Raw genomic sequence first — 14,721 nt, 5'->3', positions numbered from 1 at the left:
AGAGATGTCGGCACCCAATAAGTCGTACGACCCTGTCGAGGTCGAGGCGTTGAAACCGGAAGAGATCGAGCGCATGCGGGACGAGGCGCTCGCCGCCTTCGCCGCCGCGGACTCCCTCGACGCGCTGCACGAGGCCAAGGTCGCCCACACCGGCCCCGCCTCCCCGCTGGCGCTCGCCAACCGCGAGATCGGCGCCCTGCCCCCGCACGCCAAGGCCGAGGCCGGCAAGCGCGTCGGCATGGCCCGCGGCGCCGTGAACAAGGCCCTCGCCGGCCGTCAGACCGAGCTGGAGGCGGAGCGGGACGCCCGCGTGCTGGTGGAGGAGGACGTCGACGTCACGCTCCCCTACGACCGCGTGCCGGCCGGTGCCCGCCACCCGCTGACCACGCTCTCGGACCGCATCGAGGACATCTTCGTGGCCATGGGCTACGAGGTCGCCGAGGGCCCGCAGGTCGAGGCGGAGTGGTTCAACTTCGACGCCCTCAACATCGGCCCGGACCACCCGGCCCGCGGCGAGGCCGACACCTTCTTCGTCCAGGGCCCGGACGGCGGCACCGAGTCCGGTGTGGTGCTGCGCACCCACACCTCGCCGGTGCAGATCCGCTCCCTGCTCGACCGTGAGCTGCCGGTCTACGTGATCTGCCCCGGCCGCGTCTACCGCACGGACGAGCTGGACGCGACCCACACGCCCGTCTTCCACCAGGTCGAGCTGCTCGCCGTGGACGAGGGCCTGACCATGGCCGACCTCAAGGGCACCCTCGACCACATGGTCCAGTCCCTGTTCGGCGAGGGCATGAAGACCCGGCTGCGGCCCAACTTCTTCCCCTTCACCGAGCCGAGCGCCGAGATGGACATGCTCTGCTACGTGTGCAAGGGCGAGTCCGTCGGCAACCCCGACCGGCCCTGCCGCACCTGCTCGTCCGAGGGCTGGATCGAGCTCGGCGGCTGCGGCATGGTCAACCCGCGGGTGCTGGCCGCCTGCGGTGTCGACCCGGAGAAGTACAGCGGCTTCGCCTTCGGGTTCGGCATCGAGCGGATGCTGATGTTCCGCCACAACGTCGAAGACATGCGAGACATGGTCGAAGGTGACGTCCGGTTCACCCGGCCCTTCGGGATGGAGATCTGATGCGGGTCCCGCTTTCCTGGCTGCGGGAGTACGTCGACCTGCCGGCCACCGAGACCGGTCGCGACGTCCAGGCCAAGCTCATCTCGGCCGGTCTGGAGGTCGAGACGGTCGAACAGCTCGGCGCCGACCTCAAGGGGCCGCTCGTCGTCGGCCAGGTGCTGACCATCGAGGAGCTGGAGGGCTTCAAGAAGCCGATCCGCTTCTGCACCGTCGACGTCGGTCGGGCCAACGGCACCGGCGAGCCCCAGGAGATCGTCTGCGGCGCCCGCAACTTCGCGGTCGGCGACAAGGTCGTCGTGGTCCTCCCCGGCGCCACGCTCCCCGGCGGGTTCTCCATCGCCGCCCGCAAGACCTACGGCAAGACGTCCCACGGCATGATCTGCTCCACGGACGAGCTGGGCATGGGCGACGACGGCACCCACGGCATCATCGTGCTGCCGCCGGAGACCGAGGTCGGCAAGGACGCCGTCGAGCTGCTGGAGCTGGTCGACGAGGTCCTGGACATCGCCGTCACCGCCAACCGCGGCGACTGCCTGTCCATCCGCGGCGTCGCCCGCGAGACCGCCATCGCCTACGGCCTGCCGCTGCGCGACCCGGCCCTGATCGACGTACCGGCCCCGAACGCCTTCGGCTACCCGGTGAAGGTCTCCGACCCCGCGGGCTGTGACCGCTTCACCGCCCGCACGGTCACCGGCCTGAGCCCCGAGGCACGCTCCCCGATCTGGCTCCAGCGCCGGCTGCAGAAGGTCGGCATGCGGCCGATCTCGCTCGCCGTCGACGTCACGAACTACGTGATGATGGAGCTGGGCCAGCCGCTGCACGCCTACGACCGCCGGCTCGTCCAGGGCACCATCGGCGTGCGCCGGGCCGAGGAGGGCGAGAAGCTCGTCACCCTCGACGGCGTCGAGCGCAAGCTGCACGCCGACGACCTCGTCATCACCGACGACCGCGGCCCCATCGGCCTCGCCGGAGTCATGGGCGGCGCCAACACGGAGATCGCCGACCACGACGACCTCCAGAACGCCACCACGGACGTGGTCATCGAGGCGGCCCACTTCAACGCCGTCTCGATCGCCCGCACCGCACGCCGGCACAAGCTGCTGTCCGAGGCGTCCCGCCGCTTCGAGCGCGGCGTCGACCCGCAGGCCGCGGCCGCCGCCGCGCAGCGCACGGTCGACCTGCTGGTGCTCCTCGCGGGCGGCACGGCCGAGGCCGGCGTCACCGAGATCGTCGCGCCCTCGGCCCCGCACACCGTGACGATCCCGGCCGACCACCCGGACAAGGTCGCGGGCGTCGACTACGGCCGCGAGACGGTCGTGCGCCGGCTCCAGCAGGTCGGCTGCGACGTCATCGGGCAGGACGAGCTCGTCGTCACCGTCCCGTCCTGGCGGCCCGACCTCGCCGAGGCGAACGACCTGGCCGAAGAGGTCATCCGCCTGGAGGGCTACGAGAACCTGCCCTCCACGCTGCCCAAGCTCCCCTCGGGACGCGGGCTGACCCACCGCCAGCGGCTGCACCGCCGGGTCGGCCGCGCGCTGGCCGGCGCGGGCTACGTCGAGGCGCCGAACTACCCGTTCGTCGGCGAGCAGGTCTTCGACCAGCTCGGACTGGAGCCGGACGACACGGCCCGCCGCGTCGTGAAGCTGGTCAACCCGCTCAACGACGAGGAGCCCGCGCTCCGTACGACGCTGCTGCCGGGCCTGCTCGGCGCGCTGCGCCGCAACGACGGCCGGGGCGCGCACGACCTGGCCCTCTTCGAGACGGGTCTGGTCTTCCACCCGCGCGAGGAGCCGGGGACCGCCACGCACCTGTCCGTCGACCGGCGTCCCACCGACGAGGAGATCGCCGCGCTGAACGCCGTGCTGCCCGAGCAGCCCCGGCACGTGGCCGTCGTCCTCGCGGGCGGCCGCGAGCAGGCCGGCTGGTGGGGCAAGGGCCGTCCGGCCGACTGGGCCGACGCGGTGGAGGCCGGACGCGCCGTCGCCCGGGAGGCCGGTGCCGAACTGGTCGTCCGCAAGGGTCAGTACGGCCCGTGGCACCCAGGCCGCTGCGCGGAGCTGGTGGTCGTCGCCGACGGCACCGAGCAGGTCGTCGGCCATGCCGGAGAGCTGCACCCGCGGGTCCTGAAGGCGCTGGGCCTGCCCGAGCGCACCAGCGCGATGGAGCTGAACCTGGACGCGCTGGAGTCCGTGGGCGACGGCGTACCCCAGGCCCCGCGGATCTCCACGTTCCCGGTCGCCACGCAGGATGTCGCGCTCGTCGTCGACCGGCCGGTGCCGGCGGCGGAGGTCGAGGCGGCGCTGCGGGAGGGCGCGGGTGAACTCCTCGAGTCCATCCGGCTGTTCGACGTGTACGAGAACGCCGAGCAGCTCGGCGACGGGAAGAAGTCGCTGGCGTACGCGCTGCGGTTCCGCGCCGGTGACCGGACGCTGACCGTCGACGAGGCCTCGGCCGCGCGGGACGCCGCCGTCGCCCTCGCGGGCGAGCGCACCGGGGCGGTGCTCCGGGGCTAGTCGCCTTCCGGGCTCAGCGGCCGGCCGGTAACGACGTCGTCGTGACCGGCCGGCCGCATAAATGCAGGTTGGCCCGGGCTCGCCTCACTCGTTCGGGTGGGAATCAGGGGTGATCAGGTCCGTCCGGGCCGTCCCTGTCGACAGAATCGGACCGGCCTTTCGGGGTCGGTCCATCTGCTCTGTCAGGGCCCGGATGGGGGACCACAGGCATGATCCGCATCAAGGCACGGCCGACCACCGCGCGCGGAGCGGTACTGCCCACCATGTGGGGGGCCGTGGCGGTCGCCTACAAGTACGGCTGCCCGCTCGCCCAGCAGAACGGGCTCGGCGCACGCATCGTCACCAGCGCGGTGTTCTTCGCGGTGGGCACCGGCCTGGTGGTCCACGTCCGCCGCTCCCTCCTCCGTGAGCTGCGGCTGGCCCGGCGGGCGGCGCGCGTCGCGCAGAGCGTCGTGCTGCGTCCGCCGCCCCCGCGTCTCGACGGGCTGAGCGCCGCCGCCGCACAGCTGTCCGCGGACCGGGGAGCGAGCGTCGGCGGCGACCTGTACGAGGCGATCGCCACCGAGCACGGCGTCCGCGTGGTGATGGGGGACGTACGGGGGCACGGTCTGGCGGCTCTGGGCACGGTCGCCGCGGTCCTGGGCAGTTTCCGCGAGGCCGCTCACGACGAGCCGGCACTCGACCTGGTCATGCGCCGGCTGGAGCGGGCGCTGGACCGGCACCTGCGCGAGCGGGCCCGCGCCGAGCACCCGGCGGCCGGCGGCCCCGACCCGGACCGTCCCGTCGCCGAGGAGTTCGTCACCCTCGTGCTGCTGGAGATCGGCCGGGACGGCGAGCTGCGGGCCCTCAACTGCGGCCATCCGTGGCCGTATCTGCTCAGCGGTACGAGGGTCGAGCCGTTGACGCGTGCGGATCCGCTCCCGCCGCTGGGCCCCTTCCCGCTGCCGCCGGACCTGCGGGCCCGCCCCTGCGGCCGGCTGCTCCCGGACGAGGCGCTGGTCCTCTTCACGGACGGCGCCGAGGACGCCCGGGACGCCCGGGGCCGGTTCTTCGCGCTCCCGGAGGTCCTGCGCAGGGCCGTGCGCGACCATCCGGTCTCCGCCCAGCTGGTCCTGCGCAAGGTCTTCACGGCCCTGCTGCACCACACGGCCGGCAGACCCGCCGACGACGTGGCGCTCCTGGTCCTGCGCAACGACCGCGGCGGCGCCCGGCTCTCCTGCCTGGGAGCGCGGGGGAGCGGGCGGCCGGCCGCCATCGACCCGCATCCGACGACACGTCCCTGACCCGAACCCGCGCGCCGACGCCCGGCCGCGGGCCGGGCCGCCGCTTTTCGAGGGGGAGCCGGCGGCCCGGCCGACCTCTTGCGAGGGATGCCAGTCAACCGGCGGAACACGCTGAGCGACAGCGCGCGTACGCACCGGATGCACGTACTCCGTTCACACCCCGTGTGAACCCGGTGCCACTACGCTGACCGCACCAGGCCATTCGGGGGGCATCCATGCAGCCCAACACTCTGCTCGACGCGATCCTGGACGAGGCGGGGATCTCGCACGCGGGTCTCGCCGCCCACGTCAACCAGGCGGGCCGGCGACGGGGCCTCGCGCTCCGGTACGAGCACACCGCCGTGGCGCGGTGGCTGAAGGGACAGCGGCCCCGCGGCCAGGTGCCCGACCTGATCTGCGAGGTGCTCGCCGGACGTCTGCACCGTCCGGTGACCCTGGACGACATCGGCCTCGGGGTGCCCGGTGAGCCGAGCACCCCGCACGCCGGTTCGCTGAGCGGGTTCGTGGAGCGGGCGACCGCCCTGTGGCGGTCCGACGAGCAGCAGCGGCCGCACGTGCTCGGCGCTCCGGCCGTCACGGGCACTCCCGCCGTCATGCCGGTGTGGGAGTGGGAGAACCCGCCGGAGGACGTCGACGTGTCCCGCGGCGGCCGGCACCGGGTGACCGCCGCCGACATCGAGATGCTGCGGGCCGCCCGCACGCACTACGAGCAGATGTACCGCAAGGCCGGCGGCGTCGCGACGCGGACGCGGATCGTCGGCTTCCTCAACGCCGAGGCCGCGCCGCTGCTGCGCGGCAGCTACACCGACGCCACCGGCCGCCAACTGCACCGCTCCACCGGCGGGTTGGTGGCGATCGCCGGTATCTGCGCGTACGACTCGGACGCCCACGGCCTCGCCCAGCGCTACTTCCACCAGGCGCTCAGGCTGGCGAAGGCCAGCGGGGACCGGGGACTGGGCGCGTACGTGATAGCGCTGCTGGTCAACCAGTCGCTGTTCATGCGGGAGTACCGGCAGGCCGTCGCCTTCGCGGAGGCCGCGCTGCGGGCGGCGGGCCGGCACATCACCCCGGCGCTCGCCTCCGACCTGTACGCGATGCAGGCCAAGGCGTACGCCCACCTCGGCGATTCGGGCAGTGCCCTGTCCTGCATCCGGCGCGCCGAGACGGCCGCCGACCGCATCCGCCGCGGATACGAGCCCGACGAGACCGGCTACGTCCAGCCCGGCCTCGTCAACGTGCAGGTGGCCGAGGCGCTGCTGAGCCTCGGGGAGCTGGCGGCCGCCCGGGAGCACGCGGCCGCGGCGGTCGACAATCCGGCGCACGACCGCGGGCGGGTGCACCGGCTCGCCATGCTCAGCACGATCGAACTGCGCCAGGGCAACGCCGACAAAGCGGTGGTCACGGCCGTGCAAATGGCCGAGCAGGCCCGCGGGATGGAGTCCCAGCGGCTGCGCGACAGACTCCGCGCGGTGCGCGAGCATCTGGTGCGCTGCGGCTCGGCCGGGACCGCCGAAGCCGCCGAACTCATCGACGGCGCCCTGCGCGTACCGCTGTAGGCCCACTGTAGGAGCACCGTCCCTGCTGCGATATTGCCACTTACTCGGCGGAAGGTGGCAGAACCGTGCAGTGGACGAAGCAGAACGAACAAACTGTGTATGCAAACCGCTGGTTCAGGGTCAATCTCGCGGATGTCGAGCTGCCCGACGGCCGGCATCTGGACCACTTCCTGATCCGGCTGCGGCCCGTGGCGGTGGCCACGGTGGTCAACGAGGCCAACGAGGTCCTCCTGCTGTGGCGTCACCGCTTCATCACCGACAGCTGGGGATGGGAACTGGCCGCGGGCGTCGTCGAGGACGGCGAGGACATCGCGGGCGCGGCCGCCCGGGAACTGGAGGAGGAGACCGGCTGGCGGCCGGGGCCCCTGCACCACCTGATGAGCGTGGAGCCGTCCAACGGCCTCACCGACGCCCGGCACCACATCTACTGGTCCGACCGGGGCGAGTACACCGGACACCCCGTGGACGACTTCGAGTCGGACCGTCGGGAGTGGGTGCCCCTCAAACTCGTCCCCGACCTGATCGCCCGTGGGGAGGTCCCGGCCGCCAACATGGCGGCCGCGTTACTGCTGCTGCACCACCTCAGGCTCGCCGAGGGCTAGCGGACCGTCAGCACCTGCCAGACGGCCACGACGAGCGCGCCCAGCGCCGTCAGCGCGGCGAGCGAGGGCAGGGGCCAGCGGGCGTGTTCTAGCGAGACCATGCGGGTGCTCAGCTCGTCCAGCTCCTTCGCCGTCTCCTCGGTGCGGTGACTGAGCAGCGCCAGCCCTCCCTCGACGCGGGCGTAGGCCACATCGAGGCGGCGCCGTAACTCTGCGAGTTCTCCCTGGACCACGGGATGCTCCGGTTCGGCGGTCACGGGTCCGCTCCTTTCGGTGGTCGGTGGGGATGGTTCCGCATCCCTTGCATGCGCATGCAGAGTCAACTCGCCTGGTGGGCGGGAGGGGAGCGTGTGCGAGGGGCATATGCGGGCCCGGCGCGCACACGGAGTGTGAAACGCGCGGGCCCGGCACCGAGATCCGGTGCCGGGCCCGTGGGGGTCGCTCTGCGTGATCAGCCGTAGGGGTAGAAGCCCGAGCCGGTCTTCCGGCCCAGCCGGCCCGCCTCGACCATGCGCTGCAGCAGCGGGGGAGCGGCGTACAGCGGCTCCTTGTACTCGGCGTACATCGAGTTCGCGATGGACACGATGGTGTCCAGACCGATGAGGTCGGACAGCTTCAGCGGGCCCATCGGGTGGGCGCAGCCCATCTCCATGCCGTTGTCGATGTCCTCGCGGCTCGCGATGCCCGACTCGAACATCCGGATCGCGGACAGCAGGTACGGCACGAGCAGGGCGTTGACGACGAAACCGGAGCGGTCCTGGGCGCGGATGGCGTGCTTGCCCAGCACCTTCTCGGCGAAGACCTGGGCGCGGCTGAGCGTGCCCTCGGAGGTCGTGAGCGCCGGGATCAGCTCGACCAGTTGCTGCACCGGGGCCGGGTTGAAGAAGTGGATGCCGACGACGTGGTCGGGGCGGGAGGTGGCGACGGCCAGCTTCACCAGCGGGATCGAGGAGGTGTTGGAGGCCAGGATCGCGTCCGCCCGGGTCACCACCTGGTCGAGCACCTGGAAGATCTCCGTCTTGACCTGCTCGTTCTCCACCACGGCCTCGATGACGAGGTCACGGTCGGCGAACTCGCCGAGGTCGGTGGTGAAGCTCAGGCGCGCCTGCGTGGCGTCCCGCTCCTCCTCCGTGATCTTGCCGCGCTCGGCGGCCTTGGCCAGGGAGCCGAACAGCCGGGTACGGCCGATCTCCAGGGCCTCGCCGGTGGTCTCGGCGACCTTCACGTCCAGTCCCGCGCGGGCGCACACCTCGGCGATGCCCGCGCCCATCTGGCCGCAGCCCACGACTCCGACGCGCTCGATGTCGGTCACATCGTTCCCTTCGCTGGATTCTCCGGCTCGCTGGCAGACCTCCGGGTTCGGCGCCTGCTCCGATCGTGCACGTTACCGCCAAGTATCGATGATCGATCGGCGGGGTGGGGGCATCCTAAGCCGCGGAACGATCCGTGACGGAGCGGATCCGGAGGGTAGGCGGTGTGCGGATGGTGCGGATGTCCCGGCGGGCCTTCACGCTGACCGCGCTGTCGGCGCTGGCCACGGCCGCCCAGGGCGCGACGACGGCGTGCGGCACGGTACCCGGGGGCGGCCCCCGCACGGGGGCGGCAGGGCGCCGGGCCGGAGAACCGGATGACCGCGCAGGGCGGGGCCGCGGCGGGGCGGCGGGACGAGGTCGCCGAGATGCGGGGGGTGTGGGTCGCGACCGTGGCCAACCGGGACTGGCCCTCGCGGCCCGGCCTGCCGGCGAGCACCCAGCGGCGGGAACTGCTCGCCCACCTCGACAAGGCGGTGCGCAACAAGCTCAACACGGTGATCCTCCAGGTGCGGCCCACGGCCGACGCCCTGTGGCCCTCGCCGTACGAGCCCTGGTCCGAGTACCTCACCGGCACGCAGGGCGGGGACCCCGGCTGGGACCCGCTCGGCACGGCCGTACGGGAGGCCCACGCGCGGGGCCTGGAACTGCACGCGTGGTTCAACCCCTACCGGATCGCCAACCACACGGACCCGGGCCGGCTCGTCGCCTCCCACCCGGCGCGCAGACACCCGGACCGGGTGGTCTCCTACGACGGGAGGCTCTACTACAACCCGGGCCTGCCCGAGGTCCGCGCCTTCGTCCGGCAGACCGTCCTCGACGCGGTCGCCCGGTACCCGGTCGACGGGGTGCACTTCGACGACTACTTCTACCCGTACCCGGTCGCCGGCCAGACCTTCGACGACGACGACGCCTACGACCGCCACGGCGGCGCGTTCGACAGCCGGGCCGCCTGGCGGCGGGACAACATCGACCGGCTGGTGCGGGAGACGGCCGAGGGCATCGGCCGGGTACGGCCCGGCACCCGGTTCGGGATCAGCCCCTTCGGGGTGTGGCGCAACGCCTCGACCGACTCCCGCGGCTCGGACACGCGGGCGGGCGTCCAGACGTACGACGACCTGTACGCGGACACCCGCACCTGGGTCAGGAAGAACTGGATCGACTACGTCGTCCCGCAGCTGTACTGGCACATCGGCAACGGTGACGCGGGCTACGCCGAGCTGGTCGCGTGGTGGGCGCGGACCGTCGAGGGGACCCGGACGCGGCTCTACCTCGGCGAGGCGCTCTACAAGGCCGGCGCGGCGGGGGAGCCGTCGGCCTGGCAGGACCCGGTGGAGCTGTCCCGGCACCTCACCCTCGCCGCGGGATATCCGCAGGTGCACGGCCATGTGTTCTTCGCCGCCAAGGACGTGGCGGCGGACCCGGTCGGGGCGATGGCACGCGTGGTCGCCGATCACTACCCGCGACCGGCGACACCACCGCGCTGACCTACCGCTGTTGTTCGCCCCGGTGCTCGACCTGGCAGTCGGGGCCGGGAGACATGATCGCCTCGTGTCCGTCCTGGAAGCGGACCCGGTAGGGCGGGTTGCCCTCCTGCCCCATCACTTCGACGACTTCCGAGACCTGGTCGTGTTGGCCGACCACCCTGCCGTGCTGGACAAGACGGTCGCCCTTGGATGCGCGCATCTACCGGCCCTCCTCATGTTCACGACCGCTGGGTGACGGCGATGCACACGAGCACGGCGACAGCGGTCAGGGGAGCGGCCGCCGTGAAGTGCTCGCCCAGCAGCAGCGCCGACCACACCAGTGTGAGCAGGGGCTGGGCCAACTGCAACTGGCTGGCCCGGGGGATGCCGATGGCCGCCATGCCCCGGTACCAGACGACCAGGCCGAGGAACTGCGAGCCCAGCGCCACCCAGAGGACCCCGGCGACGCCGTGGGCGGTGAGGTGGACCGGCTCGTACGCCAGCGCCACGGCGGCGGCCGGCACGCTCAGCGGAAGGCACAGCGTCAGCGCCCAGCCGATGACCTGCCAGCCCGGCATGACCCGGGCCAGCCGGCCACCCTCGGTGTATCCGGCCGCGCACACGAGCAGGGCCGCGAAGAGGTAGGCGTCGGCGGCGGTGAGCGCCCCGCCGCTCTGCCCGATCGTGAAGGCGAGCACGGCCGCGGCGCCCGCCACGGCCGCCAGCCAGAACCTGCGGGAGGGCCGGCTGCCCGTGCGCACGGCCGAGAAGACGGCGGTGGTCAGCGGCAGCAGCCCCACCACGACGGCGGCGTGCGCGGTGGTGGAGGTCTGCAGGGCGAGCGTGGTCAGCATCGGGAAGCCGAGCACCACGCCGAGGGCGACCACGGCCAGCCCCGGCAGATGGCGCCGCTGCGGCAGCCGCGCCCGCAGCACCAGCAGGCAGCCGCCCGCGACCAGCGCCGCGAGGACGCTGCGCACGGCCACCAGCGACCAGGGTCCGAAGCCCTGAAGTCCCCAGGCGGTGGCCGGGAAGGTCAGGGAGAAGGAGGCGACACCGAGCGCGGCCAGCCCGGTGCCGAGGGCCCGGCGCTCCCGAGGAGTGGTCACCGCTATCGGGGTGGGCGTAGTAGCGCTACTCTGTACTCTCATGTATGAGCGTAGCAGTGTGAGTGAGCTGGCAGAAGAGCTACGCAGGGAGCTCGACCGCTACTCTCCCGGTGGAAAGCTGCCGTCGAGTCGTGCTCTGGTGGAGCGGTTCCGGGTGAGCCCGGTGACCGTGTCACGGGCCCTCGCCCAGCTGTCCGCCGAGGGGCTCGTGATCACCCGGCCCGGCGCCGGGGCCTTCCGGGCCCGGCCGCGCGCGACGGAGACCTCCGCCGGGGACACCTCCTGGCAGGAGGTCGCGCTGAGCGCCGACGGCACCGCCGAACTCGTACCGCGCACCGTGGACGCCTCCGGTGTCACCGTCTCGCTGGCCGCCCCGCCGCCCGGCGTGCTGGAGTTCAGCGGCGGGTATCTGCACCCCTCGCTCCAGCCGGAGCGGGCCATGGCGGCCGCCCTCGCCCGGGCCGGCCGGCGGCCCGGCGCCTGGGGCCGGCCGCCGCTGGAGGGGCTGCCGGAGCTGCGGGAGTGGTTCGCGCGCGGGATCGGCGGCGCGGTGACGGCGGCCGAGGTGCTGATCGCGGCCGGCGGGCAGGCCGCGCTGGCCACCGCACTGCGCGCGCTCGCCCAGCCCGGCGCCCCGGTCCTCGTCGAGTCGCCGACCTACCCGGGCATGCTGGCCCTCGCCCGCGCGGCCGGTCTGCGCCCGGTGCCGGTGCCCGTCGACGCCGAAGGAGTGCGCCCCGACCTGCTCGCCGACGCCTTCCGGGCCAGCGGCGCGCGGGTGTTCGTCTGCCAGCCCCTGTTCCAGAACCCGACCGGTGCCGTGCTCGCCCCCGCGCGGCGCGCGCGGAGGTGCTGCGCATCGCCCGCGAGGCCGGCGCGTTCGTCGTCGAGGACGACTTCGTCCGGCGTCTGGTGCACGCCGACGCGGGCCCGCTGCCCCGGCCGCTGGCCGCCGACGACCCGGACGGCGTGGTCGTCCACGTCGGCTCGCTCACCAAGGCGACCTCGCCCAGCTTCCGGGTGAGCGCCCTGGCGGCCCGCGGTCCGGTGCTGGAACGTCTGCGGGCCATCCAGGTCGTGGACAGCTTCTTCGTCCCCCGGCCGCTCCAGGAGGCCGCGCTGGAACTCGTCGGCGCACCGGCCTGGCCCCGCCATCTGCGCACGATCGCGGGGGAGTTGCAGGCCCGGCGGACCGCCATGACCAGCGCGCTCGCCCGGCACCTGCCCGAACTCGCCCTCCCGCACGTCCCGTCGGGCGGCTACCACCTCTGGCTGCGCCTGCCCGACGGCGCCGACGAGTCCGCGCTGGCCGCGGCCGCCCTCCGGGCGGGCGTCGCCCTCACCCCGGGCCGCCCCTACTTCAGCGCCGAACCCCCGGCCGCCCACGTCCGGTTGAGCTTCGCCGCGGTCGCCGGGACCGGGGAGATCACGGAGGGTGTGCGGCGGCTGCGGGCGGCCTGCGACGAGGTGCTGTGACCGGGGCGCGCGGCACCGGCCGCGATATCCGGTCGACTCCGCCGCCCCGGCCTGTGATGATCACGCGATGAGCGACCGGACCGGACTGCCCGAGGGCTACGAGTTCTCCGCCGACCCCGCACGCGTCGACGTCGACCGGGTGCACCGCTGGCTGTCGACCGACGCCTACTGGGCGATCGGCCGGTCCCGCGAGAAGCACCGGCGGGCGATGGAGTCGTCGCTGAACTTCGGGGTGTACGCGACGGCGTCCGGGGAGCAGGTGGCGTACGCGCGGGTGGTCACCGACCGGGCGCTGTTCGCCTGGCTCGCGGATGTGTACGTCGACCCGGCGGTGCGCGGCAAGGGGGTCGGCACGGCGTTCGTCGGCCGTGTCCGCGACCAGCTGGAGCCGTACGGACTGCGCCGCATCCTGCTCGCGACCCAGGACGCGCAGGAGGTCTACCGGAAGCTGGGCTTCCGGCCGCTGGACCGTCCCGAGCAGTGGATGATCCACCCTTTCGAGTAAGCGCTCGTACACCGCCGGTGACTCCGGACGGCAGCTCTTGACCTGCGCAGCCGCACGGCTCACCATCACCGCATGCCACTGAGGGTGACGTTCGTCGCCGCCGCGCGCAGCTCCTCGCTGCTCGCCGAGCGCTTCGAGGACGACCGGCAGCTGGACCAGGCCGGGTGGGACGAGGTGCAGCGTGCCGCGGGGGACCTGCTGCCGCTGGCCGCCGCCGACCTGCGCTACTGCTCGCCGACCCCGCGCAGCCGGGCCACCGGCGACGCCCTGGGGTACGCCCCGCTGGTGCAGCTCGCCCTGCGGGACTGCGACATGGGCCGCTGGCGCGGGCTGACCCTGGGCGAGGCGATGGCCCGGGAGCCGGAGGCGGTCGACGCCTGGCTCGCCGATCCGCGGGCCACGCCGCACGGCGGCGAGTCGCTGCTCGGGTTCATCTCCCGGGTCGGCGGCTGGCTGGACACCCGGCCGGCGGACGACGGCGGCCGGATCGTGGCGGTCGCCGAGCCGTCGGTGATCCGCGCGGCGCTGGTCTACGCCCTGAAGGCGCCGCCCACGACCTACTGGAACATCGACGTGCGCCCGCTGTCCACGACCACCGTCACCGGCCGCGGCGGCCGCTGGAACCTCCGCCTCGACGGCATCGCCCCCCAGCCCTCGCGGACCTAACCGGTGGTCTCGGCCTCGCGCGCGTACTCGGTGGTGAGGACGAGGTCCTTGGCGGGGCCGGCGACCCGCCAGACCGTGCGCCAGTGGTCGGCGTCGAGGACGGTGAACTCGCCGCGGTAGTGGTCGGCGGCGCAGGGGTGGCCGGCGACGTACCGCCCCGAGGTCAGGTCCAGTTCGTGGAAGGGGCGGCCGTCCGCGAACCGCACGTCCGCCGTCCCCGGGGCGTGTCCCGGCAGGAACCGCAGGGTCCGGGTCGCGGGACGCGCGACGCCCTGCCAGGTGAACGTGCCGGACTCCTCGTGCAGCAGTCCGCCCTCCGGCAGGCGGCTGAAGACGGTCGTGCCGTCGAAACGCCCTTCCTCCCCGCCGGCCAGGTCCCGCACGGTCCGCGTCACGCGCCAGCGCCCCGCGAGGTGGGCCAGCACGTCCGGCACCGGCCGGAACCCGCTCATCGTCGCGCCCTCCCCCGGGCGGAGGGGCCGGACACGAGGACGGGGGGGCGGCGGAGCGTGCATGGGTCGAGCTTACGGTGACGCCGCCCCGCCTCCCGCGGGTCAGGCCGAAGCGGCCGGAGGCTCCTCGGCGGGCTGCTCCAGCGGCAGCAGCCCGCGCTCGGCGAAGACCTTCTTCGCGACGAACGTGGCGTTGAGCGCCTTCGGGAAACCGCAGTAGCCGGCCGAGTGCAGCAGCGCCTCCACGATCTGCTCCGGGGTGAGACCCACGTTCAGCGCGGCGTTGACGTGCACCTCCAGCTGCGGCTCGCAGCCGCCCAGTGCGGTCAGCATGCCCAGGGTCACCAACTGGCGGTCGCGGGGCGCGAGCTGCGGCCGTGCGTAGATCTCGCCGAACCCCCAGGAGACGATCTGGTGGCCCAGCTCGGGGCTGACGTCGGCGAGCGAGTCGATCACCCGCCGGCCCGCCTCGCCGTCGACCGCGTTCAGCACCTCCAGGCCGTGGGCGAAGCGCTCTTCCCGGGTCGTGCTCTCGCTCATACCGACTCCTCCGTCTGCGGCCCCCGCTCGTACGGCGGCCGTTCCTGCTCCGTGTGGAGAACCGTAGGAGTTGGAGTGCGCTCAAGGTCAACCCACCGACGCGCTTCACCTCCGCAT

At 73.3% G+C, this 14,721-nt stretch carries 14 protein-coding genes and 1 pseudogene; 9 read left to right on the top strand and 6 right to left on the bottom strand.

Annotation, left to right across the window (positions count from 1 at the left end; translation table 11 throughout):
* The first annotated feature begins 4 nt into the window (after nucleotides 1-4).
* The 5 genes from pheS (at nucleotide 5) to N8I86_RS08845 (ending at nucleotide 7,080) form a co-directional block, all read left to right on the top strand.
* Nucleotides 5-1,126 (top strand): phenylalanine--tRNA ligase subunit alpha, encoded by a 1,122-nt coding sequence (gene pheS / locus N8I86_RS08865; protein WP_073899616.1) that lies wholly within the window; start codon nucleotides 5-7, stop codon nucleotides 1,124-1,126.
* On the top strand, nucleotides 1,126-3,639 hold the full coding sequence (gene pheT / locus N8I86_RS08860) for a phenylalanine--tRNA ligase subunit beta (protein ID WP_263277525.1): 2,514 nt from the start codon (nucleotides 1,126-1,128) through the stop codon (nucleotides 3,637-3,639). Before pheS ends, pheT begins: the two co-directional genes overlap by 1 nt.
* Nucleotides 3,640-3,848: 209 nt before the next feature.
* Complete coding sequence (locus N8I86_RS08855) at nucleotides 3,849-4,922, top strand: PP2C family protein-serine/threonine phosphatase (RefSeq protein ID WP_263277524.1); 1,074 nt, start codon at nucleotides 3,849-3,851, stop codon at nucleotides 4,920-4,922.
* 215 nt (nucleotides 4,923-5,137) lie between these two features.
* Nucleotides 5,138-6,478, top strand: a complete 1,341-nt coding sequence (locus tag N8I86_RS08850; RefSeq protein WP_073899610.1) for a transcriptional regulator — start codon at nucleotides 5,138-5,140, stop codon at nucleotides 6,476-6,478.
* Between the two features lie 65 nt (nucleotides 6,479-6,543).
* Nucleotides 6,544-7,080, top strand: a complete 537-nt coding sequence (locus N8I86_RS08845; protein WP_073899608.1) for an NUDIX hydrolase — start codon at nucleotides 6,544-6,546, stop codon at nucleotides 7,078-7,080.
* Here the strand turns inward: N8I86_RS08845 and N8I86_RS08840 are convergent.
* The gene (locus N8I86_RS08840; RefSeq protein WP_073899605.1) at nucleotides 7,077-7,337 is read right to left on the bottom strand and encodes a hypothetical protein; all 261 of its coding nucleotides are present in this window, start codon (nucleotides 7,335-7,337) and stop codon (nucleotides 7,077-7,079) included. The two genes, N8I86_RS08845 and N8I86_RS08840, sit on opposite strands and share 4 nt — an antisense overlap.
* 194 nt (nucleotides 7,338-7,531) lie before the next feature.
* Nucleotides 7,532-8,392 carry a 3-hydroxybutyryl-CoA dehydrogenase gene (locus N8I86_RS08835; protein ID WP_073899603.1) on the bottom strand — a complete coding sequence of 287 codons (861 nt, stop codon included), beginning with the start codon at nucleotides 8,390-8,392 and terminating at the stop codon, nucleotides 7,532-7,534.
* Between the two features lie 315 nt (nucleotides 8,393-8,707).
* Between N8I86_RS08835 and N8I86_RS08830 the strand changes: the two genes are divergently transcribed.
* Nucleotides 8,708-9,877 (top strand): glycoside hydrolase family 10-like protein, encoded by a 1,170-nt coding sequence (locus tag N8I86_RS08830; protein WP_404830798.1) that lies wholly within the window; start codon nucleotides 8,708-8,710, stop codon nucleotides 9,875-9,877.
* Nucleotide 9,878: 1 nt separating this feature from the next.
* On the opposite strand, the gene N8I86_RS08825 is transcribed toward N8I86_RS08830, so the two are convergent.
* Together N8I86_RS08825 and N8I86_RS08820 are read right to left on the bottom strand one after the other, a co-directional pair.
* Nucleotides 9,879-10,076: a DUF1918 domain-containing protein gene (locus N8I86_RS08825; protein ID WP_073899599.1), complete on the bottom strand. Its 198-nt coding sequence runs from the start codon at nucleotides 10,074-10,076 to the stop codon at nucleotides 9,879-9,881.
* 19 nt (nucleotides 10,077-10,095) lie between these two features.
* Nucleotides 10,096-11,007 carry a DMT family transporter gene (locus N8I86_RS08820; RefSeq protein ID WP_263277523.1) on the bottom strand — a complete coding sequence of 304 codons (912 nt, stop codon included), beginning with the start codon at nucleotides 11,005-11,007 and terminating at the stop codon, nucleotides 10,096-10,098.
* Between N8I86_RS08820 and N8I86_RS08815 the strand changes: the two are divergent.
* The 3 genes and pseudogenes from N8I86_RS08815 to N8I86_RS08805 all read left to right on the top strand — a co-directional run bounded on the left by N8I86_RS08815 (nucleotide 11,006) and on the right by N8I86_RS08805 (nucleotide 13,612).
* Nucleotides 11,006-12,441, top strand: a pseudogene (locus N8I86_RS08815) (aminotransferase-like domain-containing protein). The gene N8I86_RS08820 and the pseudogene N8I86_RS08815 overlap by 2 nt on opposite strands.
* A gap of 67 nt (nucleotides 12,442-12,508) precedes the next feature.
* Nucleotides 12,509-12,946, top strand: coding sequence for a GNAT family N-acetyltransferase (locus tag N8I86_RS08810; protein ID WP_123438469.1), 438 nt, complete (start codon nucleotides 12,509-12,511; stop codon nucleotides 12,944-12,946).
* Nucleotides 12,947-13,018: 72 nt separating this feature from the next.
* Nucleotides 13,019-13,612 carry a histidine phosphatase family protein gene (locus N8I86_RS08805; RefSeq protein ID WP_073899593.1) on the top strand — a complete coding sequence of 198 codons (594 nt, stop codon included), beginning with the start codon at nucleotides 13,019-13,021 and terminating at the stop codon, nucleotides 13,610-13,612.
* Here the strand turns inward: N8I86_RS08805 and N8I86_RS08800 are convergent.
* Both N8I86_RS08800 and N8I86_RS08795 read right to left on the bottom strand, forming a co-directional pair.
* Nucleotides 13,609-14,064 carry a DUF6314 family protein gene (locus N8I86_RS08800; protein WP_263277522.1) on the bottom strand — a complete coding sequence of 152 codons (456 nt, stop codon included), beginning with the start codon at nucleotides 14,062-14,064 and terminating at the stop codon, nucleotides 13,609-13,611. The genes N8I86_RS08805 and N8I86_RS08800 overlap by 4 nt on opposite strands.
* 102 nt (nucleotides 14,065-14,166) lie before the next feature.
* A complete protein-coding gene (locus N8I86_RS08795) occupies nucleotides 14,167-14,604 on the bottom strand; it encodes a carboxymuconolactone decarboxylase family protein (protein WP_073899589.1) in 438 nt (145 codons plus the stop codon).
* Between the last annotated feature and the right edge of the window lie 117 nt (nucleotides 14,605-14,721).

Source organism: Streptomyces albidicamelliae, from assembly GCF_025642175.1.
GTDB classification, from domain to species: domain Bacteria; phylum Actinomycetota; class Actinomycetes; order Streptomycetales; family Streptomycetaceae; genus Streptomyces; species Streptomyces albidocamelliae.
The sequence above is the reverse complement of the archived record's forward strand: the minus strand, read 5'-3'. Positions and strand labels throughout refer to the sequence as shown.